The following is a 25,559-nucleotide window of genomic DNA, read 5'->3' as shown; positions in this document are numbered from 1 at the left end:
GAGGTGCGGATGGAGCCGTTGCCGTGACGGGCCGGGGTGTGTCACTGGCCGATCGTCAGCGTCTTGAGCATCATGTTCTTGGCGGTGTTGAGCACTTCCACGTTGGCCTGGTAGGAGCGCGAGGCCGAGATCATGTTGACCATCTCTTCCACCGGGTTGACGTTGGGCATCACCACATAGCCCTGCGCATTGGCCATCGGATGCGTGGGGTTGTGCACCATGCGCGGGGGCGACGGGTCCTCGCTCACGCCTTGCACCTGCACGCCGCCGATGTCGGTCTGTCCCGGCGTGGGCGCCATGCCGAACACCACCTGCTTGGCGCGGTAGGCCTGCCCGTCGGGGCTGACCACGCTGTCGGCGTTGGCCAGGTTGGACGCGGTCACGTTCATGCGCTGCGACTGCGCGGCCATGGCCGAGCCCGCGACGTCGAAGATGTTCATTGCCGGCATGGGTTGGCTCCGTCGTTACTGCTGGATCGCGGCCAGCATGGTCTTGATCCTGGAATTGATCACCGTCAGTCCGGACTCGAAGTGCACGGCGTTGTCGGCAAAGGCCACGCGTTCGGTGTCCATTTCCACGGTGTTGCCGTCGACGCTGGACTGCAGCGGGGTGCGGTAGGCCAGGTCGAATGCCTCGCGCCCGGGCGCTTGCGCCGGCAGGTGGCGCATGGACGTGGTCGACAGCGACATGCCCTCGTTGCGGTGGCCGCGCTCCACGGTCTGCGCCAGCGTGCTGGAGAAATCGAAGTCGCGCGCCTTGTAGCCGGGCGTGTCCGCGTGCGCGATGTTCGAGGCAATCACCGACTGCCGCTGGTTGCGCAGGCTGAGCGCTTCCTGCTGGAAACGTAGCGCCGCATCAAGTCTGTCAATCATTTGGCATCTCCCTGCTGGCCATGCGCTCACCGGAACGGAGCGAACCTGCCTTCTTCAGGGTTGGCATCTTAGGCGGGGAGCTGTCACGCCAATCGGATGAATAAGGACGGGAAATCCGCGCATTTCGCCCCGCCCGCGCGCGGGGCGCTGCCTACAATGGGCCCCGATGACAGATGTATACGGCGCCCGCAGCCAGTCACGGGGCGGCGCGCCGTCCTTGCCGGAAGTCCAGATGAAACAGAATTGCCGCAACGTCCGCCGCCTGGCGCGCGCCCTGCTGGTCGCCTGCGCGGCTGGCCCCGTTGCCGCCGGGGCCGCGCCCGCGCAGGTCACGCCGGTCGCCATGCAGGCACCGGCCGCGCACGGCGCCGCCGCCCACGCCACGGCGAGCCCGTTCACCGAAGACCCCGCGCGCGTGGCAGTCGAGCGCTTCCTGCAGCAGCAGGCCGCCGGCCTGCCGGGCAAGGTCAGCGTGCAGGTGGCGCCGCCGTCCGGCGGGCGCGCGCCGGAATGCATCGCACCCGACCCGTTCCTGCCTGCCGGCGCTTCGCCATGGGGCCGCGTCTCGGTGGGCGTGCGCTGCGGCGGCGAGCGGCCGTGGGTGCGCTACATGCAAGCGCGCGTATCCGTGCTGACTGACTATTACGTGGCCGCGCGCGCGCTGGGCGCCGGCGAGCCGGTCGGCCAGGCCGATGTCGAAATCCGCCAGGGCGACCTGGGCGCGCTGCCGCGCGCGGTGATCACCGACCCGGCGCAGCTGGCCGGGGCCGTCACCGCCAACCGGATCGCCGCCGGCTCGCCGCTGCGCACCGACCTGCTGCGCAAGGCCATCGCCGTGCGCCAGGGCCAGACCGTCACCGTGGCGGTCGAGGGCGATGCCTTCCAGATCACCAGCGAAGGCAAGGTGCTGGCCGACGCCGCCACCGGCAACACCGTGCAGGTCAGGCTGCGCAACGGCCAGGTGGTCAATGGCCTGGTGCGCAGCGGCGACACCGTCGTGCTGCAATGACAGTGCGCCAGGTGCTGTAACCGTGGCTGAAATGACTGGAATTCCGGGCCCAGCGGCGTGCGAAAATGCCGCCGCAGCCGCCGTGCAGCGAATCCGGGCCAGGCGCCCTAAAGAATTCGCCGGCGCGTCCGTAATGCCATAGGAAACCAGCAAGGATCGCCCCGTGAAGATCAACCACTCCACCTCGTCCCGGCCCGCCGACGCCGCCGCAGGCGACGCCGCCCGGCCCCAGGCCGCCCCGGCCGCCGCCGACGCGGCCGCGCCGTCCGCCGGCCTGAGCGTCAGCCCGCTCGCCGCGCAGGTGCGCGACATCAGCGCCCGCCTGGCCCAGCCGGCCGACGACGATATCGATACCGCCAAGGTCGAAGAGATCCGCCAGGCCATCGCCGAGGGCCGGATCCGCATCGACCCGGGCAAGATTGCCGACGGCCTCCTCGCCACCCTGCGCGAGCTCGGCCAGTCCGACGCCAAATAGCCATCATGAGCCAGAGCCTGATCCAGTCACTGCAGCGCGAAACCGAAGGCATCCAGGCCTTCGGCCAGCTCCTCGCCGAAGAGCGCGACGCCCTCAGGCGGGGCGACTTCCAGTCCCTGAGCGGGCTGCTGACGCGCAAGGTCGAACTGGGCCAGGCCCTGTCCCGCCAGCTCAAGACCCGCGAAGGGCAGATGGGCGCGCTGGGGCTGCGCGCGGGCCCGGAAGGCCAACTGCTGGGTCGCCAGGTTGAACCGGCGGTGGCCGATGCCTGGCGCGGGCTGATCTTTGCGGCCCGCAGCGCGCGCGACGCCAATGCGCTCAACGGGGCGGTTGTTGACGCCCATCTCGACTTCACCCGCGAAGCCATCCAGGCGTTGCGCCAGCATAGCGGCGGGGATGCGGGGTTGTATGGGAAGGATGGGAAGGCGGCGGCTGGGGTGGGTGGGGTGAGTCTGGCGGCTGGTTGAGGCTTCGGCCGCTCTGCGTTTTCTACGGTGGCAATGGCGGGAGCCTTTACTTCGTTGATGCTCCCGCCCTCACCCCAACCCTCTCCCGCAAGCGGGAGAGGGAGTACCCAATCTGATATGGGAAAGCCCGAGGCAGTAATATCGCTGCGGGTTTTCTCCCCTCTCCCGCTTGCGGGAGAGGGGCGGGGGTGAGGGCCGGCGATGGCAATAGCGACGGCCTTCACTTCGTTGATAGTCCCGCCCTCACCCCAACCCTCTCCCGCAAGCGGGAGAGGGAGTACGCAATCTGATATGGGAAAGCCCGAGGCAGTCATATCGCTGCGGGTTTTCTTCCCTCTCCCGCGTGCGGGAGAGGGGCGGGGGTGAGGGCCGGCGGGGGCAATAGCGACAGTCTTCACTTCGTCGACACTCCCGCCCTCACCCCAACCCTCTCCCGCAAGCGGGAGAGGGGCGGGGGTGAGGGCCGGCGGTGACAATAGCGACAGCCTTTACTTCGTCGATACTCCCGCTCTCTCCCCAACGCTCTCCAAATCATGCACGTAGCCGCGCCACAGTAACGCGTGACAAGTGCGATTCGCCGCTCAAAGCGGTGGCTCAAACAGGTGGAAGTCCCAAATCCAACCCTCAACTGCCGGGTCTTCGCAGCGCACGCGCATGGTGTTGTGCTTACTCCCGACCTTGGTCAGATAGCACTTGGTTTTGATTGGCAACAACTGAAAGTTCTCGCTCTGCGCACTGGCATCGCCCTCTGTCGCGTAGAGCCTGACGGCAGTAATGGTCACGCTTGGCGTAGAGCTAATGCGTACACCAGTGAAAAATACGTACGCTGCTGCCATAAGGGCTAGCAATGCCAAAGCAATGAATAGCTTCCTCATGGTCTACCAGTTCGTGGATGCGCCATGCTTCCAGCCCTTCGGGTATAGCCTTCTTTCCACGACACGATTGGATTTGCTAACCACCGACAGTAGCTCGGCGGGCGTAATGGGCGTCTGTATGTTGCGTGGGTCATGTGCCAGGATGCCGATGTTCTCCAATGCTTGAGCGGTGTTCGTCGAGCATGAATTCCTGAGAAGATCATATTTCTTTCCCGCTTTCACACGGCTTTCCAGATCGGCCTGAAGCTGGTCAGCTTCCATCGGAGTCACCCATAGGCGAAGCCCGATGATATCTCGTTGTGCGGCCTCTCGGTAAATGTACGTGGTTGGCGCTTGCCGATGATAGCCGTCTGCTTGGCGATTGTACGTAATGCCGCGTACTTCAATGGCTGCATGACCCATTACCGATGACGGTTCCGGCATGCTATCGAAGACCATGACCTCGATAAATTCGCGCTCAATATAGATAGACTTTGGTGCATCCGCCGGTAGGGGAGTCGTTCGCCGCTGCGCAATTAGGGTAAGGGTCTTACCGTTAGGATGTTTGACAGTTCCCATTAGCGCATGCCCTCGGCATAGACTTCGATCCCCTCGGCTTGCGCAACCGTACTTAGCATGTGCGTATGCCCGTGGGCATTTGTTCGGCCATACTCAAATTCACCGGTTGCACGCAATATCGCATAGTCCGTATTGGGTACGGGCTCGCCTGTGGCCCGATCGCGCAACACAAACATATCCGTATGCATGTCGCTTGTTGGGGAAGCGATGCATGCTGCCGACCTTGTCATGTAGGCAGTTTCCGGTGAGCCGGGTAACGGATGCTCAGCAACGGTGACAGTCGACGAGGCAAGCAATACAGCGCCGCAAGCGGTTCGCATGCCGTGCATAGCAACCGCGATTCCATCCACCGTGATTTGCGCATGCCCCTCGATGATTGGAAACGTCCCCTTACATCGAGGGCAAACAACCATGTGTCCCACGCCAGCCCAAGCTCTTCCGTTTGATTCGGTGTTCATGAAGCCTTGGATAACGGTACCGCCGTGGTCGGTTCTGTCGCCACGATGAATGATTCCTTTCATCATGATGATTAAGCGAAGTGGCCTAAATTTCCGCTTATATAGATGAACCTTAATGCCGTATATCGGAAACGTCTGATTTTACGGTTTGTAGAGGTTATGCGGATTTCAGATTCAAGGCGCCGTATCGATTGCGATGAAGGTCGCTATGAGCCTTGGAATCCCAATGCTTCCATGTCGCGCATAAAGCCGAATAGCTTGTCGAGCGCGATCGGGGGGTGCTTCGCTCTCTTGGCTGGGTTGCCTCCCGCAAGGGGGAGAGAGCACGCGACCGGCAATTGAAAGTCGCGTGTGCCAGAAGCGGCAAGGCTACCTGAACCCCACCACCACCTCATTACTCCGCCCCTGCAACACCGGCACCAGGCTCCCCTGCCCCGGCACCCGGAACGCAAACACAAACCCCTTGGTGGCATCGTCGCCAAGGAACGCGTCGGTCCTGCCCTCGGCCTGCGGCAGCAGCACGCAGCGTTGCGCATTGCACAGGTAGGCCTGCAGTTCCTGCGGTGGCGTCTTGGCGAAGCTGTAGCGCCAGCGCACCGAGGTAATCACCCCTTCCGATTGCGGCAATACGCCGGTGGGCAGTATCGGCGGCGATACCGCGCGTTGCCCGCGGCCGTATAGGGCCGGTCCATTGACCGAGCCCGTCCATGCATGACGGGTACCGGCATCGAAGGCGGCCCATGCGCAGGCCGATACGGCAACCAGCAGCCAGCAGGCGCCACGCGCGGCGCGCCCCGGCCCCCGCATCACAGCAGCCCGCGCAACTGGTTGCGCAGCCGGTTGATGGCCTGCCCTCGGATCTGGCATACGCGCGATTCGGTCACGTCGAGCACCGCGCCGATCTCGCGCAGGTTCAGCTCCTGGTCATAGCACAGCGACAGCACCAGCTTCTCGCGTTCTGGCAGGCGCTCGATGGCGCGCACCAGTGCCTCGCGCATGCCGCTTTCCATCAGCACGGTGAGCGGGTTGCCGTCATCGCTGCCGCCGAGGTGGCGGTCGAGGAAGTCTTCTTCGCCGGAGCGCTCGAAGTCTTCATAGTGCAGCAGCTGGCAGCCATAGACCTCGTTGAGCAGCAGCTGGTATTCGTCCAGCGGCATCTCCATGGCCTCGGCCACTTCGGAATCGATGGGCGTGCGGCCGAGCTTCTGTTCCAGGTTGCGCTGGGTGCGTTCGATGCGGCGGGTGAACTGGCGCAGGCTGCGCGATTGCCAGTCGTTGGCGCGCACTTCGTCGAGCATGGCGCCGCGGATGCGCTGGCTGGCGTAAGTCTCGAAGCGCGCGCCGTGGGTGTCTTCATAGCGCTTGGCGGCGTCGAGCAGGCCGATCATGCCGGCCTGGATCAGGTCGTCGATCTGCACGCTGGCGGGCAGCCTGGCGGCGAGCTGCAGCGCGATGCGGCGCACCAGCTGGGCGTGCGCCTTGACCACATCGGCCTGTTCGAGCTTTCCCTGGATCGTGTACATGGTGCAATTCTCGTGACTGCTGGATGGCTGGACCGGTACGCCTTGGCGTGCCGGCTGGCTCAGGGTGTGGTGGTTTGGGCTGGCATGGCTGGCAGGCTCAGGCCATCGCGGGGGCGGCAGCGGGCGTGGCGGCGTTCGCGCGCAGCGGCCAGGCGCCGATGCCCCCGGCGCTGCGGCGCAGTGCCGCGGTGGCCGGTGCCGCCGGGAACGCCTCGACCACGCAGCGGCCCAGCTGCACGGCGCGCGCCACCAGCGGATCGGCCGGCAGCCAGCCCGCGCACAGCACTTCGACACCGAGATACTGGCTGGCGGTGCGCGCCAGGTTGCGCAGGATGGCCTGCACCGTGGCTTCGCTTGCCGCCAGGTTGACGATCAGGTGGAACTGGCGCCACGCATACAGGTGGTGCAGCCGCTTGATGCACGCGTAGGCGGCAGTGATCGAAGCCAGCTCCGGGCGCATCACCACCAGCACGTTATGCGCACCGCCCGCGAGCGGCGACAGCGCGCCGTCGGCATCGATGCCGGCGTCCACCAGCACGCTGCGGAAATCGTTCATCGCCGCGGGCGGCAAGGCAGCGCCCGTCACCGGCCGGCCCGCCGGCAGCACCGACAGCACCCCGCCCGGGCCCACGCCCACCGCGGCCTCCAGCGACAGCCGGCCCGCCTGGACATCGGCCAGCGTACCCCCCGGCCTGGCGCCCGACAGGCGCGTGGCCCCGGCCGCGGCGGCGTCTTCATCGACCAGCAGCACGCGCTCGCCCTGCATCGCCAGCGCGTGCGACAAGCCCAGCGCCACGGTGGTGGCGCCGGCGCCGCGTTCGCTGGCCAGCACGGCGATACGGCGCGTGGTGCGCGGCGCCAGCATCCGGCGCAGGCTCTCGGCCTGGTCCATGGCGAGGGAACTCACTGCACGGCCTCCGCGGTTGGGTCAGTGGCAGGGGCAGGCGCTGCGGCGGCGCGGCCCGGATAGTTTTCCAGCACGTCGAGCAGGGCCAGCATGCGGCCCATGCCTTCATTGAGCACCGTGCCCGGCACCGGCGCGCCCGGGCGCACCGTACGCCCGGCCAGGCGCGCGAGGAACGCGGGCGCGGCCGCGGTGGGCGCGTGTTCCAGGCGCAGCACCGACATGCCCAGCTGCAGCGCGGCCACGGCGGCGCCGGCGGCATCGTGCGCGTCCTGCGCGAAATGATCGATGGCATGGCGCAGCGTGCGCAGGCCGGCCTCGGCCGCGTCGGTCCACAAGGCCCAGCGCGCCACCTGCGCGGCATCCTGCGCCAGCGCCGGATCGCACAGCAGGTAGCGCGTATCGAGCAGCTCGCCGCTAGCGCGGTCAGCCAGGCGGGCGACCACCAGGCAGGCGTCGATACCGCCGTCGGGCGTGCCCTTGCCGCGCACCGGGCTGTCCGGCACGCGCACCTCGGCCGTTGCCAGCCAGCGCACGGCATCGCGCTCGCGCACGGTGTCTTCGCCGACGGCGTGGAAGGTCAGCGTGTCCGCCAGGGCATCCATCTTCCACGCGGCGCCGGCGCTGACCACGCGCGCGCTCTTGCGCGCGCTGGCCACCCAGCGCTCGCCGGCCTGCTGCCAGCGCGCCAGCGTGGCGGCGGACGGCACCGCATCGATCAGGTTGACGACCTTGCGCGTGGCGCTCATGGCGGCGCGCAGGTTGGCGGTGTCGGCTTCGGCTTCGCCCAGCGGCTGGCCGGCGCGGCCGGCGGGCGTGACCGCGGCGGCCAGCGGCATGCCGTTGCGATCCGCCAGCCACAGCGTATGCTGCATCGGCTGCGGCGCGCGGCGCCCGGGCACGGCCACCTGCAGCGTGGCGGCGACGGCCAGCACGTACTGCTCGCAATGGCGGGTCACGTCCCGGCACACGGCTTCGCGCACCTGCTGCGACATCGCGCGCAGGGCGGGCGCACCGGCGCCGCGCTGTTGCCACAGCGAGCGCGCCAGGTCAAAGCCCAGGCCCGCGCCATTGAGTTCGGCCACGCACTGGCCCAGCGCGTCGGCGCTGTCGGTCAGCGAGCGCAGCACGTCGGTGGCGCCGCCGCGCGCGGGCGTATCGTCAGTCGCGCCGGCGGCGGCGCGGCGCGCGGCATCGGCGTCGGCAAACACCGAGCCGCGGCGCGGCGTCAGGAAGGCGCGCTCGACCAGCGCGGTGCTGCTGGCCAGTTCCAGGTGCTCGGGCACGCGCTGCCCGGTGGAGGCATAGAAGACAGGCAATCGGTGGCGGATCACCACATCCAGCACCGAGCCCAGGTGGGTCGCTTCGTCCAGCTTGCTGATGATGCAGCCGTCGATGCCGCCGCCATCCGGCGCGGCGTCGTGGCGGTAGGCGTGCACCACTTCATTGAGGGTATCGCCGTGGCTGGCGCCGTTGAGCAGCAGCACGCGCTGCACCGGCGCGGGCACGCCCGCCAGCATGGCGATCTGCTCCGACAGGCTGCGGTCGCGCTGGCTCATGCCGACGGTGTCGATGATCACCAGGTGCTTGTCCTTCATCGCCGCCAGCGCAAAGCGCAGGTCGGCGGCGTCCTTGACCGCATGCACCGGCACGCCCAGGATGTCGCCATAGATGCGCAGCTGCTCATGGGCGCCGATACGGAAGCTGTCGGTGGTCAGCAGCGCCAGCTTGTCGGCGCCGTGGCGCAGCACGAAGCGCGCCGCCAGCTTGGCCGTGGTTGTAGTCTTTCCCACGCCGGTGGGGCCCACCAGCGCCAGCACGCCGCCTTGCGCGAACAGGTGATCTTCGTCGGCCAGCACCGGCAGCTTGCTGGCCAGTTCGCTGCGGATCCAGCCCATAGCCGCGGGCCGGTCATAGCCCAGCGGCAGCCGCGCCAGCAGCGTGCGCGCCAGTTGCCCGGAAAAGCCCGCGCCGACCAGCCATTCGAACAGGGATTCGCGCAGCGGATCGCTCGCGGCCACGCCATGCGCCGCCGCGCTCGGGGCTACACCCGGCGCCGCGCTGATGCCGGCCAGCTGTCGCTCCAGCATCGCCCGCATCGATTGCAGCTCGCCACGCAGGTCGCCGATGGCGGCAGGCTCGGCCGCCGGGGCGGGCGGCACATACACCTGCGCGGTGGCGGACACGCTGCCCAGGTCCGTATCGCGCATGGCGACGATCTCCACGCCGCCCTCGACGGTGCGGTTGGACAGCACCACGGCATCGGGGCCCATGGCTTCGCGCACCTGGCGCATGGCTTCGCGGCCGTTGGCCGCGACAAACTTGGCTACGCTCATCAATGGCTCCTCACGCGCCGATCATGGCGGTGATGCGGATATTGCGGTTGTCGGGCACCTCGGCGTGCGACAGCACCCGCAGCTGCGGCATGGTGCGGCGCAGGAAGCGCGCCATCAGCGGACGCAGCTGCGACGGCACCAGCAGCACCGGGTCCATGCCCATCTGCTCCTGGCGCGTGACCGCGCCCTGGGTCTGCTGCAGCAGCGCGTCGGCCAGGCCCGGCTCGATGCCGCCGCCGTTGGTCAGCGCCTGCGACAGCACGCGTTCCAGGCCGGCATCGAGGCCGATCACCTGCAGGTCGGCATTGTTCGGGAACAGCTGCTGCGTGATGGCGCGGCCCAGCGCCACGCGGACCATCGCGGTCAGCTCGTTGGGGTCGCTGATCTTGGGCGCCTGCTCGGCCACCACATCGAGGATGGTGCGCATGTCGCGGATCGGCACGCCTTCGTCCAGCAGGTTCTGCAGGATCTTCTGCAGCGCGGTCAGCGAAATCGCCTTCGGCACCAGGTCTTCGGTCAGCTTGGGCGAATCCTTGGCGATGCGGTCCAGCAGCGCCTGCACTTCCTGGCGGCCCAGCAGTTCGGCCGCGTGCATGTGGATCAGGTGGTTCAGGTGCGTGGCCACCACGGTGCTGGCGTCGACCACTGTGTAGCCGAAGGCCTGCGCCTGCTCCTTGATGCCGGCATCGATCCACACCGCCGGCAGCCCGAAGGCCGGATCGCGCGTGGCCGCGCCGGGCAGCGTGCCGCTGACCTGGCCCGGGTTGATCGCCATCCACTGGCCCGGCATGGCTTCGCCGCGGCCGATCTCCACGCCCTTGAGCGTGATGCGATAGGCGTTGGGCTTGAGTTCCAGGTTGTCGCGGATATGCACCACCGGCACCAGGAAGCCGATCTCCTGCGCCACCTTCTTGCGGATGCTTTTGATGCGGCCCAGCAACTCGCCGTCCTGCGCGCGGTCCACCAGCGTGATCAGGCGGTAGCCCACTTCCATGCCAAGCGGGTCCACCAGCGTGACGTCGTCCCAGCTGGCTTCGGTCGATTCCTGCGCCACCGCCGGGGCGCGCTCCTCGCGCTGCCGGGTCTGCGCCTGCGTGGCCGCGCGGCGCGCGATATACCGGCCCATCCACACCAGCGCGCCCGCCAGCAGCAGGAAGGCAAAGTGCGGCATGCCCGGGATGATGCCCATCAAGCCGATGATGCCCGCGGTCAGGTACAGCACGCGCGGGTTGGCGAAGAGCTGGCCGGTGAGCTGTTCGCCCACGTCCTGCTCGTTCGACACGCGCGACACGATCACGCCCGCGGCGGTGGAGATCACCAGCGCCGGTATCTGCGCCACCAGACCATCGCCGATGGTCAGCAGCGTGTAGTTGTGCACGGCGGTGCCAAAGTCCAGGTCATGCTGGACCATGCCCACCACCATGCCCGCGGCCACGTTGATAAACATGATCAGCAGGCCCGCCACGGCGTCGCCGCGCACGAACTTGCTGGCACCGTCCATGGCGCCGTAGAAGTCCGATTCCTGCGCCACCTCGGCGCGGCGCTTCTTGGCGGCGGCTTCGTCGATCAGGCCGGCGTTCAGGTCGGCGTCGATCGACATCTGCTTGCCCGGCATCGAGTCCAGCATGAAGCGCGCGCCGACTTCGGCAATACGCCCCGCGCCCTTGGTGATCACCATGAAATTGATCACCACCAGGATCGCGAACACCACGATGCCCACCGCAAAGTTTCCACCCACCAGGAAGTGGCCGAAGGCCTCCACCACCTTGCCGGCCGCGTCCGGACCGGTATGCCCTTCCAGCAGCACCACGCGCGTGGACGCCACGTTCAGCGACAGCCGCAGCAGCGTGGTGAACAGCAGCACCGCCGGGAACGCCGCAAAATCCAGCGGCTTCTGCGTATACATGCTGACCAGCAGCACCATGATCGCCAGCGCGATATTGAAGGTGAACAGCAGGTCCAGCACAAAGGCCGGCAGCGGCAGGATCATCATCCCCAAAATCATGATGATCAGCAGCGGCCCGGTCAGGGCCTTGAGCTGGCCGGCGGAGCGCAGGCCGGGCAGGTTGAACAGGTTGCTTAGTGCGTTCATTCGCGCATTTCCGGTACGGCGAGTTCATCGGGCACCTGCAGGTCCGCCGGCGCCTGCGGCTGCGGGCCCTGCGAGTAGTGCCAGTGCTTCAGTTGATAGACCCAGGCCAGCACTTCGGCCACGGCGGTATAGAGGCCGGCGGGGATTTCCTGGCCCAGCTCCACATGGCGGTGCAGCGCACGCGCCAGCGGCGGCGCCGACATCAGCGGCACGCGGTGCTCGGCCGCCAGCGCGCGGATGCGCGCGGCCACCTCGCCGGTGCCCTTGGCCACCACGCGCGGCGCGCCCATGCGCCCTTCCTCATAGCGCAGCGCCACGGCAAAGTGCGTGGGGTTGGTCACCACCACGTCGGCCTTGGGCACCTCGGTCATCATGCGGCGGCGCGCCATGGCGCGCTGCTGCTGGCGGATGCGGTTCTTGATATGGGGGTCGCCCTCGCTCTCCTTGAACTCCTGCTTGACCTCTTCCTTGGTCATGCGCAGCTTCTTGAAGAACTCCCAGTACTGCCACGGCACGTCGATGGCCGCCACCACCAGCAGCGACAGCGACACCACCAGGCAGCAGAACATCACCAGGTCCACCATGTGCAGCAGCGCCTCCTGCACCGGCGCATTCATCAGCGCGATGGCCTCGGGCAAGCGCCGCCACAGCACCCACGCGCCCACCGCGCCCACCAGCATCGACTTGGCCACCGCCTTGAGCAGCTCCACCAGCGAGTGCGCGGAGAACATCCGCCCCAGCCCCGCCAGCGGCGACAGGCGCGAAAACTGCGGCGCGAACGACTTGGCCGAGAACACCCAGCCGCCCAGCAGCAGCGGCGCGGCCAGCGCGGCCACGCCGAACAGCAGCAGCAACGGCAGGAAGGCCAGCAGGCTGTCCCACACCATCAGCGCAAAGCGCGACAGCATGCGCGACGGATCGAACGCTGTGGCCGGCTCGAAGCGCAGCGCGCCCTGCATCACCTGGTTCAGGCTGCGGCCCAGGTGGCCGCCCAGCGTCCACAGGCCGGTGACGCCGGCAATCAGCATCACGAACGTGGCCAGCTCGCGCGAACGCACCACCTGCCCCTCCTCGCGCGCCTTTTCCAGGCGCCGGGGTGAGGCGGGTTCGGTTTTCTCGAGATCGCTTTCTTCGGACATCCACGCTCCGTGCGAAGCGGCCAGCCGCTATTCGTCAGCGGGGATTATCGAAGCGTGGGGGTGTTCCCATTCGCACGAAAAGGCGGGGGAATTGGGTGCTGTTTGGGATATGGGGTACGCATCAGGTTAACGGCGGGCGGCCCGGGAGTCTTTAGAGGAAAAGTGACGAAGCCGTCGAGAGGCGGCCGCTTGGAGCCGCTTTTGCCCGCTCACTGAAAGGGCGTTTCACATCGTGGGATTTCTGCCGCCTGCAGCGACGCTGCGGGTTTCGTTCTGCGAAAAAACGTTCCGTATCATGAAAATTGGCGTCTAACCCATTGAAAGATAAGGATAAACAAAGTCTTATGTCTTATATAAGACTCGGCCGCAACGGGGCCAGATCCCCCTACAATGAGTTCACGCTGTTTGCTTCGACCCACGGTCGGCACGCCAAACGATTTTTCTCAAACGCGCCTTATCTTAGGAAACTGACATGGCCCAGTATCAAGACGACATCAAGGCAGTGGCTGCTTTGAAAGAAACCCAGGGCAGCGCCTGGAATGCCATCAACCCCGAGTACGCTGCCCGCATGCGCGCGCAGAACAAGTTCAAGACGGGCCTGGACATCGCCAAGTACACCGCCAAGATCATGCGCGCCGACATGGCTGCCTATGACGCGGACCCGTCGAAGTACACCCAGTCGCTGGGCTGCTGGCACGGCTTTATCGGCCAGCAGAAAATGATTTCCATCAAGAAGCACTTCAACAGCACCGAGCGCCGCTACCTGTACCTGTCCGGCTGGATGGTGGCCGCGCTGCGCTCCGAGTTCGGCCCGCTGCCGGACCAGTCGATGCACGAGAAGACCTCGGTCAGCGCGCTGATCCGCGAGCTGTACACCTTCCTGCGCCAGGCCGACGCCCGTGAACTGGGCGGTCTGTTCCGCCAGCTGGACGCCGCCACCGGCGCCGAAAAGGCAGCCATCCAGCAAAAGATCGACAACCACGTCACCCACGTGGTGCCCATCATCGCCGACATCGACGCCGGTTTCGGCAACGCCGAGGCGACCTACCTGCTGGCCAAGCAATTCATCGAAGCCGGCGCCTGCTGCATCCAGATCGAAAACCAGGTCTCCGACGAGAAGCAGTGCGGCCACCAGGACGGCAAGGTCACCGTGCCGCATGAGGACTTCCTGGCCAAGATCCGCGCCATCCGCTACGCCTTCCTGGAACTGGGCGTGGACGACGGCATCATCGTCGCCCGCACCGACTCGCTGGGCGCCGGCCTGACCAAGCAGATCGCCGTGACCACCAAGCCGGGCGACCTGGGCGACCAGTACAACTCGTTCCTGGATTGCGAAGAACTGTCGGCCGACCAGCTGGGCAATGGCGACGTCATCATCAAGCGCGACGGCAAGCTGCTGCGCCCGAAGCGCCTGCCCAGCAACCTGTTCCAGTTCCGCGCCGGCACGGGTGAAGCGCGCTGCGTGCTGGACTGCGTGACCGCGCTGCAAAACGGCGCCGACCTGCTGTGGATCGAAACCGAAAAGCCGCACATCGCCCAGATCGGCGGCATGGTCAGCGAAATCCGCAAGGTCATCCCGAACGCCAAGCTGGTGTACAACAACAGCCCGTCGTTCAACTGGACCCTGAATTTCCGCCAGCAAGCGTTTGACGCGATGAAGGAAGCGGGCAAGGACGTGTCGGCCTACGACCGCGCCCAGCTGATGAGCGTGGAATACGACGACAGCGAACTGGCCAAGCTGGCTGACGAGAAGATTCGTACGTTCCAGGCAGATGCGTCGCGTGAAGCTGGGATCTTCCATCATCTGATTACGCTGCCGACGTATCACACGGCTGCGCTGTCGACGGACAACCTGGCTAAGGAATACTTTGGTGACCAGGGCATGCTGGGTTATGTGGCTGGTGTGCAGCGGAAGGAAATCCGTCAGGGGATCGCTTGTGTCAAGCACCAGAATATGTCTGGGTCGGACATTGGGGATGATCACAAGGAGTACTTCAGCGGTGAGGCTGCGCTGAAGGCGGCGGGGAAGGACAATACTATGAATCAGTTTTGATTCTGGTAGGGCCTAAAGCAGAAAAACGCCAACCCGGGAGGGTTGGCGTTTTTCTTTATGAAGCTAGTTGCGTCCTGGTTGCTGCTTTTGAAGATCACCGACGAGGCCGCCGGGCGTACGCGCCTAACGCCTATGCCGAGGCTTCTCAAAATCGGTGAGACGTCGTGATACAAACCGCTTAGCGATGCCTAAAGAGCAGGCGTGCAAGCTATCGCTTCCGGGGAAAAGGACGGCAGTATCCGGCCACGAGAAGTTCGACAACGGCATGCGATTTGTCGACAATCCCGCACGTATGGACTAACGTAGGTGTCCTTCCAAGGAACCGATTGCGAAAATGATGAGTTCGACGACGTCCGGCAGTGCAGAGCCTTCCACCGCGCATCGGCTTGTGATCGTCGAGGGCATTATGGGATCAGGCAAGTCAACGACGATGCGCCTCATTGCGAAACATCTGCAAGAGGCGGGGCAGCCAGCGTTGCCGGTCCACGAGAGGACAGAGCCCCACCCCGTGCGCGCGACAGACGAACTTGAGCACTGGTTTGAACCGTGGCGGGACGCGACACCACAGCAACTCGCGGACCGTGCTCTAGCTAGGTGGAAAGCCTTTGTCGAGGCGACACAGGCGGAGACCCCCATCCCAGTAATGGACGGCCAACTGTTTCATGGAGACCTGACTCACCTGCTGCTGATGGAAGCCGAGTCTGCGTTGATTTTCGACTACGTACAGGCGCTGGCCGCAGTCGCTGCTCCGCTCAGTCCGTTCGTCCTTTACCTTTGGCAGGAGGATGTCGATAAAGCTGTACGGACTGTCTGTGCGGAGCGTGGCGCCGAATGGATCGAATATCAGATGAACTGGAAGCTCGCGGCCCCTTACTGCGTGCGCAGGCGTTACAAGGGATTAGAAGGGCTTATTCTTCTATATCGCGATTACCGCCGAATCACCGATGATTTGTTTCGCCAGCTACCACTAGCCAAGCTTGCGATTGAGAACTCTGCAAGGGACTGGCCAGCGTATGAGAGGAAAATTCTGCGCGAGTTGCGACTGCCAGGGTCTGGTGTCGACGCCAATTGATACGGTCATTTTGTGCAGTCATTGTATGACTGTCGATGCCGAGTAGACTCTTCCAACGACCGCTTGTCGGCAATTTGTATGTCTCTTGAGGGTCGGAAGCGGAAATCCGTGGTCGTTGCCGGCCTGCCGACCGATGAGCGGCCGCCTTCGGCCAGCAGCCGTCCTTCGTGATCTCCAAATGGCGGCCATTCAAATGGCTGCTTCACTCCATTACCTGCCGTTGGAACTCTGACGGCTTAACTGCCGGCAGTGTGTCGGTAGCTACCATCGGACACTGTCCCGTCCAGCGTCTGCTACCGACTTCTGCGACATTCGTCAGTTCGGCATACGGCACCTGGCACCTGGCACCTGGCACCTGGCACCTGGCACCTGGCACCTGGCACCTGGCACCAACTAGCATGCAACGCCCTTGTTCGGATTGACCAAGTACTTCGCACCGGTCCCCCGCTTGGCGTAGACGGCGATCTCGTCGAGCTGAAGCGCTTCGGCGAGCGTCACCTCCTTCGTGTAGTGGCTGGCGAACGTCGTCTTGAGTTCGGCGACGACACGCTCGCGCAGCTTCGCCTCGCTGGCAGGGCCGATTTTCTGCAGGAACGGCGTTAGCAGCCAACCGCCAACGCCGTATGCGATCCCAAAATTGCGCGGGAGCACCGTCGGGCTCGGGTCGAGGTTGCCGTAGAGGTAGACCTGCTTGTGGACCGTCGACCCGTAGCGGCTAAACCCATCCATGGAGCGCGTTAGCACCGCTTCCATGCAGCCCAGGTCATGGCTTCTCCCGGCGGTTGCGGCACGTGCCGGAATCAGAAGGGCCGGTCGCCCATGATGGTGGCGCGCTCCATCTTGCGGTGGCAGGGCGGGTAATCCATCACGGCATAGTGCTGGGTGCAGCGGTTATCCCAGATCGCGACGCTGTACGGCTTCCAGCGCCAACGCACCTGGTACTCGGGGATGTAGGCCTGGCTGATCAGGTATTGCAATAAATCACTGCCGCCCTTGCTGTAGTCCTGGCCATAACGCACACGCTCCTTGGTGTGATAGTTCACGAAGTGGGTCGCGAAGCCATTGACGAACAGGGCCTTCTCGCCGGTTTCCGGATGGGTGCGCACCACCGGGTGCTCGGCATCTGGGTATTGCGCCTTCATCGCCAGACGCTTTTCCTGCGGCAACGCAGCGGCCCAGGTGGAATTGAAGCTATGGTTGGCGATCAGGCCATCGATCTCCTTTTTGACGTCGTCCGGCAACTTTTCGTAGGCCAGTACCATGTTGGCCCACATGGTGTCGCCACCGACCGGAGGGCACTCGATGCAGCGCAGCACCGCGCCCATGGGCGGGCGTTCGCGGAAGGTGCTGTCGCAGTGCCAGGCATTCTCGTAGCGGTCGGGCGGATTTTCCGGGGACTTGTAGATCTGCACCAGGCCGGGGGCTTCCGGGTGGCTGGGTGCCATGGGATGGGTTTCCAGTTCGCCCATGCGCTGGGCAAACGCCATGTGGTCGCGGCGCGAGAGCTTGTTCAGATCTTGGTCGCGCAGGAACAGCACCTTGTGCTTTAAGAGCGCGGCGTAGATTTCCTTGAACAGGCCGTCGTCGCGCAGCGCATCGCCCAGACTCACGTCGAGCAGTTCCGCGCCGATGGCGCAGGTTAATTGTTCGATTCTCATTTACAACGGTCTCCTTATATGACGGAAGAGCTTGTCATCTCGCGCGCTTCCAAGTCTTTGTGCGCCTGCATTGCATCTTCCAGCGCACCGTGCTGGTTGATCTCGACTTCGATCTTCATCCGGCCGGCGCCGATGTGATCGGACAGTTCGCCCCCCCGCCCTCCATTCTCGGAGCAAGTGTAGTAACTGCCGGAAGGAGCAACTTTGCAGTTCGCCTCACTGAATTTGCATTTCATGCCAAGTCGCTCGGATCACGGCATAGTGCTGGGTGCATGGGTTATAAGTGCGCAGCACCCGGCGTGCGGCGCGAAGGTCAGGGGCGATCCGGCGCAGGTTGCTGGGATGCGCCCCGGCGGGCGCGAAGTGGCAAGTCAGCCAGCACCTCGATGCGCTGGGCTTCGCTCATGCGATCCCAAAGACCGATCTCGACCGAGCTTCTGCGGCAGCCCTGGCAGTACTTGCCCGCCGGGTCCATGCGACAGATGTTGATGCAGGGATTGGCAGCGGGCATGGGCATGACTCAGGCTGCAGCGCGCAGCGGCAGGTTCTTCTGCCCGGCCTGGCGGTTGGGCGCCATGCCGTGGGCGGCCAGCGTCTCTTCGGCGCTGTCGTACCAGGTGCCGATGCGGTAGATATCGCGCGCTTCCTTGCCCGAGGCAATCTCGCGGCCCAGTTCCTTGGCCACGCGCACGCACTGCTCGATCTGCTGCACCGAGGTCATGCGCTTGCCGTGCTGATCGATGATGGTGTCCTCAATGCCGCAGCGCGGATGCAGGCCCATGGCCATCGCCATCATGTTGAACGGCAGCACGTTCTTCAGCAGCGACTCGGCGGTCAGCGTGCAGCCATCCGGAGCGCGGTGCACGAAGTTGACGAAGTTGAACGGATTGGGACCATCGAAGCCGCCGCCGATGCCGATCCAGGTCAGGTTCAGCGGACCCTTGTACTTGCCGGCGCGAACCATGCGCTCCAGCGTTTCCATCGCGTGGATGCCGGTGAGCTGGAAGTGCGGCTGGATGCCGGCGTTGCTCAGGCGGCGCAGGTGCTCTTCGACCCAGCCCGGGCCGGCCGGCACGGTCATCTCGCGATAGGCCTCGACGTAGGCCGGATGGGACAGCGACGTACCCTCGAGGTATTCGGGGTACAGCAGTTCCATGATGTTCATCTGGGTGGTGTTGATCGCCACCGTGACCTGGTCCGGCTTCGGGTCGAGGTCGGCCAGCATGTGGCGGGTGTCGTCCGACAGCCACTTGGCGGCCTGGCCGTCATCTTCCGGCGCGAAGGAGATCGAGCCGCCGACCTGGATGATCATGTCGGGCACGGCCTTGCGCACGCCGGCGATCAGCTCGTTGAACTTGGACAGGCGCTTGGAGCCCTTGCCGTCGAGTTCGCGTACGTGCAAGTGCAGCACGGTGGCGCCGGCGTTGTAGCAGTCCACCGCCTTTTGCACCTGCTCCTCCATCGTCACCGGAATGTCTTCTGGGAAGTCCTCCGGCATCCACTCGGGGCCGTACGGGGCCACCGTGATGACCACCTTGTCCTGATTCTCAGGGTGCAGCGAATCGTCTAGAAATTGCATCTCTTCCTCCAGATCTGAGTGACGGTTTGCCCCTGCGTCTAGGATGGTTCGCGCCGAAGGCGCATCGAAGATCAGGAGCATCGGAGACGCAAGGTACGCGAATTTCGCTGTGCGCTTTTACTCTTACGCGCCAACGTTTTATGATTTCATGCCAGTACGTGTTAACACCAAGGAAAGCGTGAGCAATCCCGACCGGCCAGGGCCAGGTGTCGTACGGCATTGGGGAAAATCGATGGAACTGATGGTGCGGTCGTCCACCGTGGGCGGCTACTTCGACGTCACGCGGCGGCTGGGGCTCAACCCCTTCGAGCTGATTCAAGAAGTCAGGCTCGATGCAGCCGCGTTGGCAAATCCCGAGGGTCGTATCCCGGCCACCGCTGGCTGCCAGTTGCTGGAAGTCACGGCACTGAAGGCGTCCTGCCCCACCCTTGGCCTGCAGATCGCAGAAACGCGCCAGCAACTCGGCGTCGGAGTCGTCAACGTACTGCTGGCCCACAAGCGCACGATGCGCGAGGTGCTGCTGGCCGCCGCGCAATACCGGCATCTGCTGAACGAGGCGCTCGCCGTCTACGTCGAAACCACCGGTGATTCGGTGACGATCCGTGAAGAAGTCATGACCGAGCCGGGCACGCCTACGAGGCAGGCAATCGAGCTGTCCGTGGGTGTTCTCGCCCGTCACTTCAGTACCCTGCTTGGCGCACACTGGAAACCCTGGAGCGTCCACTTCACGCATCAGGCCCCGAAAGATCAAACGTTCCATAGGCGCTTCTTTGGTTGCCCCGTGATCTTCGGCAGCGATTTCAACGGCATCGTTTGTGCAACCGCCGATCTCGACTCCCCGAATCCGAGCGCTGACCCGGAACTGGTCCGCTATGCAGAGAGCCTCGCCACACCCCTCAACGCCACCGGCATCGATTCGACCGCGCTCGAAGTGCGCAAGGTGATCTATTTACTCCTGCCGCTCGAGCAAGCAACGGTGGAAGGCGTCGCCCGGCACCTGCGGGTAAGCGTACGGACCCTGCAGCGCCGGCTCGAATCGAGCCGGCACCAGCTTCACCGCGCTGGTCGAGGAAGTGCGCCGTGATCTTGCCGTGCGCTACATGAGTAACCCTCGCTATCCGATCGGACGCGTCGCCGCCCTGCTGGGCTACGCCTACCAGGGGGCGTTTACGGTGTGGTTCACCTCGCGTTTCTCCATGACGCCACGCGAATGGCGAAGCAAACATCGGAAATGATGTCGGCTTGCGCCTTTGAGGGACCGGGTGCTTCCCGCTTGTATGCCAAGACTAGCTTTGGGCCGTTTGCCTCGGGAGACCCAACGGGCTTCGCTGCAGCGCGCTGCATTTGCGATGGCATCTTGTGCGTTCCCAGAAATCTGGCCCCGGCGACCACGCGTCCTGCGAATGCAGGTTGGTGTCCGGCCCGCCAATTCGGCCGGGCGAGCGGCGGTTGTACCTTGCGGAACAGACATTGGCTCCCTACGACCTCGAACGGCAGAAGAGGGTCGGACAGCGACCGTTACAGCAGGCGCAAACTGAATCTCCCTTCACCATCATGGACACGCGAAACTCCCCCGCCGCGCCTCACGTTCCTTGGAACAAAGGGAAGCATACGGGCCAGAAGGCGCCCTTGAAGCTCAAGGAAATCTGGGCGATCCGCACCAGACTCCAAATGTCGTCGAATGCGCGCGAGCTTGCGCTGTTCAACTTGGCCATCGACAGCAAGCTCCGAGCTTGCGATCTGACTCGATTGCTGTTCCAAGACATATGCCACGGCGGTCACGTGGCCGCCCGAGCCACAGTCACTCAGCAAAAAACCCATCGACCGGTGCAGTTTGAGATCACCGAGCAGACCCGTGAGAGCGTTGCGGCCTGGATTCGGATACGAGGACTCCGTTCATCTGACCACCTTTTCCCAAGCCGACTTCACGCCTCTGCCCATCTTCGACGCGGCAGTACGCCCGCCTAGTGCATCGATGGATCGCTTCGATCGGCCTCGATGATTCGGCGTATGGCACACACACGTTGCGCCGAACGAAGGCATCGTTGATCTACCGGCGCACCAAGAACCTGCGCGCAGTACAGTTGCTGCTTGGACACACTAAGATCGAGAGAACTGTCAGATATCTTGGCATCGAGGTCGACGACGCCCTTGAGATGGCGGAGCAGACTGAAGTTTGATGACGTCACGGCCGGCGAGCGGTCACTTGCCGGCCAGACTCAGTCGTTCACAGACACTGGAATCAATGACCGCAATGGGTCGGTCACCGCCCGCTGGCAAAGGCGCACGCTGGGTCTTCCTCCAACCGGACGGAGATCGTCATGGAACCCCGTAATGAGCTCCCTGTCCTCCCGCGTGCATTGGAACAAAGGCAAGCTGACCGGACAAAAGCCACCATTGAAGCTTGCTGAAATCTGGGCTATTCGAACGAGGCTGCAGGTGGCAGCAAGCATCAGCGATTTGGCTCTGTTCAATCTTGCGATTGATAGCAAACTTCGAGCAGCGCGTCGGGTGATTGAGCGCGGGCACCCGGTCATCGAGGTGGCAGCCCGACTCGGAAATCAGCATGGAGTTGTATCGCTGGATCAATGAGCGCCGCCTAACAAGTGATCACCGAACTGCTCTCGCAGACGGTTTTTCAGGATCTTTCCAGTCGCGCCCAAAGGGACGGCATCGACGAAGACCACGTCGTCCGGGATCCACCACTTTGCAACCTTGCCCTCGTAGAACATACGCATCTGCTCACCCGTCAAATCCGCCTCCGGCTTTCGAACAACGATGAGCAAGGGACGCTCATCCCACTTGGCATGCTTCGCGCCAATGCACGCCGCTTGCGACACCGCTGGATGCGCCATTGCGATGTTTTCGAGTTCAATGGAACCGATCCATTCACCTCCCGACTTGATTACGTCCTTGCTTCTGTCGGTGATCTGCATGAATCCATCTGCATCGATGGTGGCGACATCTCCCGTCGGGAACCAGCCATGCGCTCCGCCGTCGATCCTCAGCGGGTTCCCGTCTTCACTTCTAAAGTAGTTTCGTACCACCCACGGGCCGCGCACCAGCAGCTCGCCTGAGGTCTGGCCGTTCCATGGCAGTTCCGCCCCGTCCTGGTCAACGATCTTCATGTCTACACCAAACACGGCACGCCCCTGCTTGCATTGCACTGCATGGCGGTCGATGGCGGACATTGTCGAGTGCCTGGACTTCAACGTGCCAACCGTACCAAGCGGGCTCAGCTCCGTCATCCCCCATGCATGCAGCACTTGAACGCCGTGGTCCTCCTGGAACGTGCGCAGCATGCTTGGCGAGCAAGCCGCACCTCCAATCACGGTGCGTTTCATGTTCGAGAACGCAAGTCCATTCTGCTCGACGTAGCCTAGCAGGCCTTGCCAGACCGTCGGAACTCCGGCGGAGAGGGTGACTTGTTCAGCCTCAAACAATTCGTAAAGGGATTTACCGTCCAGAGCAGGACCAGGAAACACCAATTTGGCGCCCACCATGCAAGCGATATACGGTATGCCCCAGGCATTCACATGGAACATCGGCACCACGGGCAGAATCGTGTCGCGCGACGAGCAATTCAGCGCATCGGGAAGCGCCGCTGCAAAAGTATGCAGAAGTGTCGAGCGATGACTGTACAGAACGCCTTTCGGGTTGCCGGTTGTTCCCGACGTGTAGCAAAGGGTGCTGGCACTATCCTCGTCCAGGCTCGGCCATTCGTAGTCCGGCGAGCTATCCTCGAGCAGATCCTCATAACACAGCAGGTTCGCAATGCCGCAATCCTCCGGCATGTGCGCCCGGTCCGTCATGGCGACAAAGGCCTTGACCGTCGTGCAGCGCGCGGCGATTGCCTGGACCAGCGGCAGGAAGGTCAGATCGAAGAAGATGTATTTGTCTTCGGCGTGATCGGCAATGTATACGACCTGGTCCTCGTGCAAGCGAGGGTTGATGGTGTGCATCACCGCGCCCCTGCCAGAAACACCGTAGTACAACTCCATATGTCGATAGCCGTTCCATGCCAGCGTGCCCACTCGGTCGGAAGGCTTGACGTCGAGGTTGGCGAGGGCATTGGCCAACTGGCGCGCACGACGGTGACAGTCGCGGAAGGTATAGCGGTGCAGATCGCCCTCCACCCGCCGCGACACGATCTCCGTATCGCCGTGGTGACGATCGGCGTGGATGATCAGTGAGGAAATCAACATCTGCTTGTGCATCATCAAACCGTTCATAGCTCAACAAACCTGTATGCGTGGATATTGGAGGCACGCCGGTGGCATTCTCTTGCCACCGGCTCCGGCATCTGGTGCGCTTCGTCAGATCACGACGCCACCATTAGGGCTGACCACCTGGCCTACCAGGTAATGGTCGCCGGCCAGATAGGTCACCGTCGATGCGTATTCCTGCATCGTGCCAAGGCGTCCGGCGGGGACCATCTGCCAGAACTGGTTGCGCTTCTCCTCACCAGCTCGTTCGAAATACTCCGTGAAGTCCGGAGTTGCCACACCACCTGGCGCCATGGCATTGACAAATATATTGGCGCCGGCCACTTCGGCGGCGACCGACTTGGTGAAGGCGATGACAGCGCCTTTGGTGGCACCGTAATGCGGGCTATGCGCGCTCATCGCCGAGAGGCCGGCGATCGAAGCAATGTTGATGATCTTGCCGTCACGCTGCGCCTCCATCAGTCTGAGCGCTGCGCGAGTGCAATAGAACAGGCCGTGCACATTGACATCCCAGTAGCGATGCCATTCCTCGTCGCTCATGGTGCTTGTGAATCCCAGCGACTGGCGCGGCACCGGCGAAGTGATATAGGCGTAGTGCTTGTTGCGACGCTCGGTGTCAACCGGCCGGTTGGGCACCAGCGCAGCGTTATTCACCAGGATGTGCAATGTGCCGAATCGCTCGACGATGGCGCCGAACATGCTGTCGACCTCCACAGGCGATGACACGTCGCAGCGCAGCGACAGACATTGCGCACCGGCAGCTTCCACTGCCGCGTGCGTCTGCTCGAGTGCAGGCAAGTCGATATCACAGATCACGAGGTGGGCGCCTGCCGTGGCGAGGTCAAGCGCGATAGCGCCGCCCATCCCCCGACCGGCGCCGGTAACCAGGGCCACACGGCCTGCAAGAGGTTGTCTTTGGTGTTGCATCATGATTCCTTACTTCGTCGTTTGCAGGAATGGCAAGTTGACAGCCGGCTGCTTGCACGACACGCGCGCAGCCAGTGCGAAGAACAGTGCCGAAGAGATGGCCAGCGCGTCAGTGGTCAGCAGCACCCGTGTCAGCGGCACCGTCACGCCGTTGGCGATGAGGTAGTCTGTTGCAGCACCAACGACCACGGTGCCAGTCGCAAGCGCGAAGACATTGATGCACAGCATCGTGAAGCCGGAGATCGTCGAACGCATATTTTGCGGAGTCATGCTTGCGATGGCCGCATTGGCCGGCCCATAAATTGCCAGCGGCAGGAAGAACGCAACGCACATGCCGATATAGAACAGGGCGGAGCCTGCTGGGGCGAGACGACAGGCGATAACGAACGGCGCGCTGACGACGACTAGCAGCGCGATAAAGCTTGCGTGTCCGCCACGGAACCTGTGCGCCACGCGGTCACTGAGCACGCCACCCGCCACCGCGCCGAGTGTGCCGAATACCAGTTGCAGCGCACCGATGCGGGTGGCGATGCCGTTGGCGTCCATGCCGCGCTCATTCACCAACCACAGTTGCATGAAGGAGAGGCTGGCGAACGCGACGTGAGTCAGCACGAAGCCAACGATGGTGAAGCGAAGTGCACGGTGCTCCCAGATCAGCTGGAGGACGGCCCGGACCTGTTGCATGGCGGGGGCCCCACGTTCCTGAGGCGCGACCTGGCCGCGACCTTCCTTGAGCCATGCCAGCGGTACGGCGATGGCGACGCCAATCATGCCCAGAATGTAAAAGGTGTCGCGCCAGCCGTGGGTGGCACCAAGCGTGCCGGCCAGCAGGAAGCTGCAACCGATACCGAGAGGAATGCCCATGAAGAACAGGCCCATCGCCGTGCCACGCCGCTTCTCCGGGAAAAGCTCGGCAAGCAGGCTCACCGCGGCTGGCACGAGCGCCGCTTCGCCGCTAGCAACGAAGAAGCGTGCAATGGCCATTTGCTCGAAGCTCTGTGCATGCCCGGAAGCCCAGGTGCAGCCGCTCCAGATCAGCACGCCGGCCGCGATGATCCGCGTACGGCTGAAGCGATCCGCAAGCGTTCCCATGATCATCGCCATGCCACCGAAGCTCAGCACCCACACCGCGCCGACCAGGAAGCCATATTGCGCGTTGTTGATCGCCAGGTCCTTGATGATCTGGGGCGAGAATCCCAGCAACATGTTGCGATCGATGTGCGCAAGCAGGTGGATGGTCAACAGGGTCGCCAGAACGGCTGAAGGGCTTTTCTTCCACAGCATTGGATGTCTCCACTTCTAGGAACTGTCGTCACAGGCGGACGGCATGCGGGAC

The 25,559-nt window shown here is 64.1% G+C and carries 22 protein-coding genes and 5 pseudogenes; 8 read left to right on the top strand and 19 right to left on the bottom strand.

The window, feature by feature from the left end; translation table 11 throughout:
- Positions 1–41: 41 nt before the first annotated feature.
- Together flgC and flgB are read right to left on the bottom strand one after the other, a co-directional pair.
- On the bottom strand, positions 42–449 hold the full coding sequence (flgC, locus tag CBM2586_RS18160) for a flagellar basal body rod protein FlgC (protein ID WP_018006607.1): 408 nt from the start codon (positions 447–449) through the stop codon (positions 42–44).
- Positions 450–464: 15 nt separating this feature from the next.
- Positions 465–872: a flagellar basal body rod protein FlgB gene (gene flgB, locus CBM2586_RS18155; RefSeq protein WP_115665655.1), complete on the bottom strand. Its 408-nt coding sequence runs from the start codon at positions 870–872 to the stop codon at positions 465–467.
- Between the two features lie 232 nt (positions 873–1,104).
- Between flgB and flgA the strand changes: the two genes are divergently transcribed.
- From flgA to CBM2586_RS18140, 3 genes are all read left to right on the top strand, one after another.
- Positions 1,105–1,881 carry a flagellar basal body P-ring formation chaperone FlgA gene (flgA, locus tag CBM2586_RS18150; RefSeq protein ID WP_115689013.1) on the top strand — a complete coding sequence of 259 codons (777 nt, stop codon included), beginning with the start codon at positions 1,105–1,107 and terminating at the stop codon, positions 1,879–1,881.
- A gap of 163 nt (positions 1,882–2,044) precedes the next feature.
- Entirely contained in the window at positions 2,045–2,356 is a 312-nt protein-coding gene (gene flgM, locus CBM2586_RS18145; RefSeq protein ID WP_115689011.1) for a flagellar biosynthesis anti-sigma factor FlgM, read from the top strand.
- 5 nt (positions 2,357–2,361) lie between these two features.
- Entirely contained in the window at positions 2,362–2,823 is a 462-nt protein-coding gene (locus CBM2586_RS18140) for a flagellar protein FlgN (protein ID WP_115689009.1), read from the top strand.
- 581 nt (positions 2,824–3,404) lie between these two features.
- On the opposite strand, the gene CBM2586_RS18135 is transcribed toward CBM2586_RS18140, so the two are convergent.
- The 9 genes from CBM2586_RS18135 to flhB form a co-directional block, all read right to left on the bottom strand.
- On the bottom strand, positions 3,405–3,698 hold the full coding sequence (locus CBM2586_RS18135; protein WP_115665659.1) for a hypothetical protein: 294 nt from the start codon (positions 3,696–3,698) through the stop codon (positions 3,405–3,407).
- Positions 3,699–3,701: 3 nt separating this feature from the next.
- Positions 3,702–4,256 (bottom strand): hypothetical protein, encoded by a 555-nt coding sequence (locus CBM2586_RS18130; RefSeq protein ID WP_115665660.1) that lies wholly within the window; start codon positions 4,254–4,256, stop codon positions 3,702–3,704.
- Entirely contained in the window at positions 4,256–4,780 is a 525-nt protein-coding gene (locus CBM2586_RS18125) for a PAAR domain-containing protein (RefSeq protein WP_198035862.1), read from the bottom strand. The genes CBM2586_RS18130 and CBM2586_RS18125 overlap by 1 nt, the downstream gene beginning before the upstream one ends.
- Before the next feature lie 303 nt (positions 4,781–5,083).
- Positions 5,084–5,521 carry a flagellar protein FlhE gene (locus CBM2586_RS18120; RefSeq protein WP_115689007.1) on the bottom strand — a complete coding sequence of 146 codons (438 nt, stop codon included), beginning with the start codon at positions 5,519–5,521 and terminating at the stop codon, positions 5,084–5,086.
- Positions 5,521–6,237, bottom strand: a complete 717-nt coding sequence (locus tag CBM2586_RS18115; RefSeq protein WP_092316269.1) for an RNA polymerase sigma factor FliA — start codon at positions 6,235–6,237, stop codon at positions 5,521–5,523. Before CBM2586_RS18115 ends, CBM2586_RS18120 begins: the two co-directional genes overlap by 1 nt.
- Before the next feature lie 97 nt (positions 6,238–6,334).
- Positions 6,335–7,129: a MinD/ParA family ATP-binding protein gene (locus CBM2586_RS18110; RefSeq protein WP_115689005.1), complete on the bottom strand. Its 795-nt coding sequence runs from the start codon at positions 7,127–7,129 to the stop codon at positions 6,335–6,337.
- Positions 7,130–7,140: 11 nt separating this feature from the next.
- Positions 7,141–9,477 (bottom strand): flagellar biosynthesis protein FlhF, encoded by a 2,337-nt coding sequence (gene flhF / locus CBM2586_RS18105; RefSeq protein WP_115689003.1) that lies wholly within the window; start codon positions 9,475–9,477, stop codon positions 7,141–7,143.
- Between the two features lie 10 nt (positions 9,478–9,487).
- Positions 9,488–11,569 (bottom strand): flagellar biosynthesis protein FlhA, encoded by a 2,082-nt coding sequence (gene flhA, locus CBM2586_RS18100; RefSeq protein WP_115689001.1) that lies wholly within the window; start codon positions 11,567–11,569, stop codon positions 9,488–9,490.
- Positions 11,566–12,708: a flagellar biosynthesis protein FlhB gene (gene flhB / locus CBM2586_RS18095; protein WP_115688999.1), complete on the bottom strand. Its 1,143-nt coding sequence runs from the start codon at positions 12,706–12,708 to the stop codon at positions 11,566–11,568. The genes flhA and flhB overlap by 4 nt, the downstream gene beginning before the upstream one ends.
- A 472-nt stretch (positions 12,709–13,180) precedes the next feature.
- On the opposite strand from flhB, the gene CBM2586_RS18090 reads away from it, so the two are divergent.
- On the top strand, positions 13,181–14,761 hold the full coding sequence (locus CBM2586_RS18090; protein WP_115688997.1) for an isocitrate lyase: 1,581 nt from the start codon (positions 13,181–13,183) through the stop codon (positions 14,759–14,761).
- A gap of 334 nt (positions 14,762–15,095) precedes the next feature.
- Entirely contained in the window at positions 15,096–15,833 is a 738-nt protein-coding gene (locus CBM2586_RS18085; RefSeq protein ID WP_240987956.1) for a hypothetical protein, read from the top strand.
- A 393-nt stretch (positions 15,834–16,226) separates the two neighbouring features.
- On the opposite strand, the pseudogene CBM2586_RS18080 reads toward CBM2586_RS18085, so the two are convergent.
- The 5 genes and pseudogenes from CBM2586_RS18080 to CBM2586_RS18060 form a co-directional block, all read right to left on the bottom strand.
- Positions 16,227–16,595 (bottom strand): annotated as a pseudogene (locus CBM2586_RS18080) (NADH oxidase); the annotation flags it as partial.
- Between the two features lie 38 nt (positions 16,596–16,633).
- A complete protein-coding gene (locus CBM2586_RS18075) occupies positions 16,634–17,491 on the bottom strand; it encodes a TauD/TfdA dioxygenase family protein (RefSeq protein WP_115688995.1) in 858 nt (285 codons plus the stop codon).
- A 14-nt stretch (positions 17,492–17,505) separates the two neighbouring features.
- A pseudogene (locus tag CBM2586_RS18070) lies at positions 17,506–17,646 on the bottom strand (quinone oxidoreductase); the annotation flags it as partial.
- 158 nt (positions 17,647–17,804) lie between these two features.
- Positions 17,805–18,002: a DUF1289 domain-containing protein gene (locus tag CBM2586_RS18065; RefSeq protein WP_115691353.1), complete on the bottom strand. Its 198-nt coding sequence runs from the start codon at positions 18,000–18,002 to the stop codon at positions 17,805–17,807.
- 9 nt (positions 18,003–18,011) lie between these two features.
- Positions 18,012–19,070 carry a 3-keto-5-aminohexanoate cleavage protein gene (locus tag CBM2586_RS18060; RefSeq protein WP_115688993.1) on the bottom strand — a complete coding sequence of 353 codons (1,059 nt, stop codon included), beginning with the start codon at positions 19,068–19,070 and terminating at the stop codon, positions 18,012–18,014.
- 232 nt (positions 19,071–19,302) lie between these two features.
- Here CBM2586_RS18060 and CBM2586_RS18055 point away from each other — a divergent pair.
- The 3 pseudogenes from CBM2586_RS18055 to CBM2586_RS18045 all read left to right on the top strand — a co-directional run.
- Positions 19,303–20,305 (top strand): annotated as a pseudogene (locus CBM2586_RS18055) (AraC family transcriptional regulator).
- Positions 20,306–20,624: 319 nt separating this feature from the next.
- A pseudogene (locus CBM2586_RS18050) lies at positions 20,625–21,250 on the top strand (tyrosine-type recombinase/integrase).
- Between the two features lie 154 nt (positions 21,251–21,404).
- Positions 21,405–21,572 (top strand): annotated as a pseudogene (locus tag CBM2586_RS18045) (integrase); the annotation flags it as partial.
- An 83-nt stretch (positions 21,573–21,655) separates the two neighbouring features.
- On the opposite strand, the gene CBM2586_RS18040 reads toward CBM2586_RS18045, so the two are convergent.
- The 3 genes from CBM2586_RS18040 to CBM2586_RS18030 form a co-directional block, all read right to left on the bottom strand.
- Positions 21,656–23,302 carry a 3-(methylthio)propionyl-CoA ligase gene (locus tag CBM2586_RS18040; protein ID WP_115688991.1) on the bottom strand — a complete coding sequence of 549 codons (1,647 nt, stop codon included), beginning with the start codon at positions 23,300–23,302 and terminating at the stop codon, positions 21,656–21,658.
- Between the two features lie 84 nt (positions 23,303–23,386).
- Positions 23,387–24,223 (bottom strand): SDR family NAD(P)-dependent oxidoreductase, encoded by an 837-nt coding sequence (locus CBM2586_RS18035; RefSeq protein WP_115688989.1) that lies wholly within the window; start codon positions 24,221–24,223, stop codon positions 23,387–23,389.
- Positions 24,224–24,232: 9 nt separating this feature from the next.
- On the bottom strand, positions 24,233–25,507 hold the full coding sequence (locus tag CBM2586_RS18030) for an MFS transporter (RefSeq protein WP_172587099.1): 1,275 nt from the start codon (positions 25,505–25,507) through the stop codon (positions 24,233–24,235).
- Between the last annotated feature and the right edge of the window lie 52 nt (positions 25,508–25,559).

It is taken from the genome of Cupriavidus taiwanensis, from assembly GCF_900250115.1.
Classification (GTDB): Bacteria; Pseudomonadota; Gammaproteobacteria; order Burkholderiales; family Burkholderiaceae; genus Cupriavidus; species Cupriavidus taiwanensis_B.
Note: the sequence above shows the minus strand (reverse complement) of the source record. Positions and strands in the feature narration are given on the sequence as shown.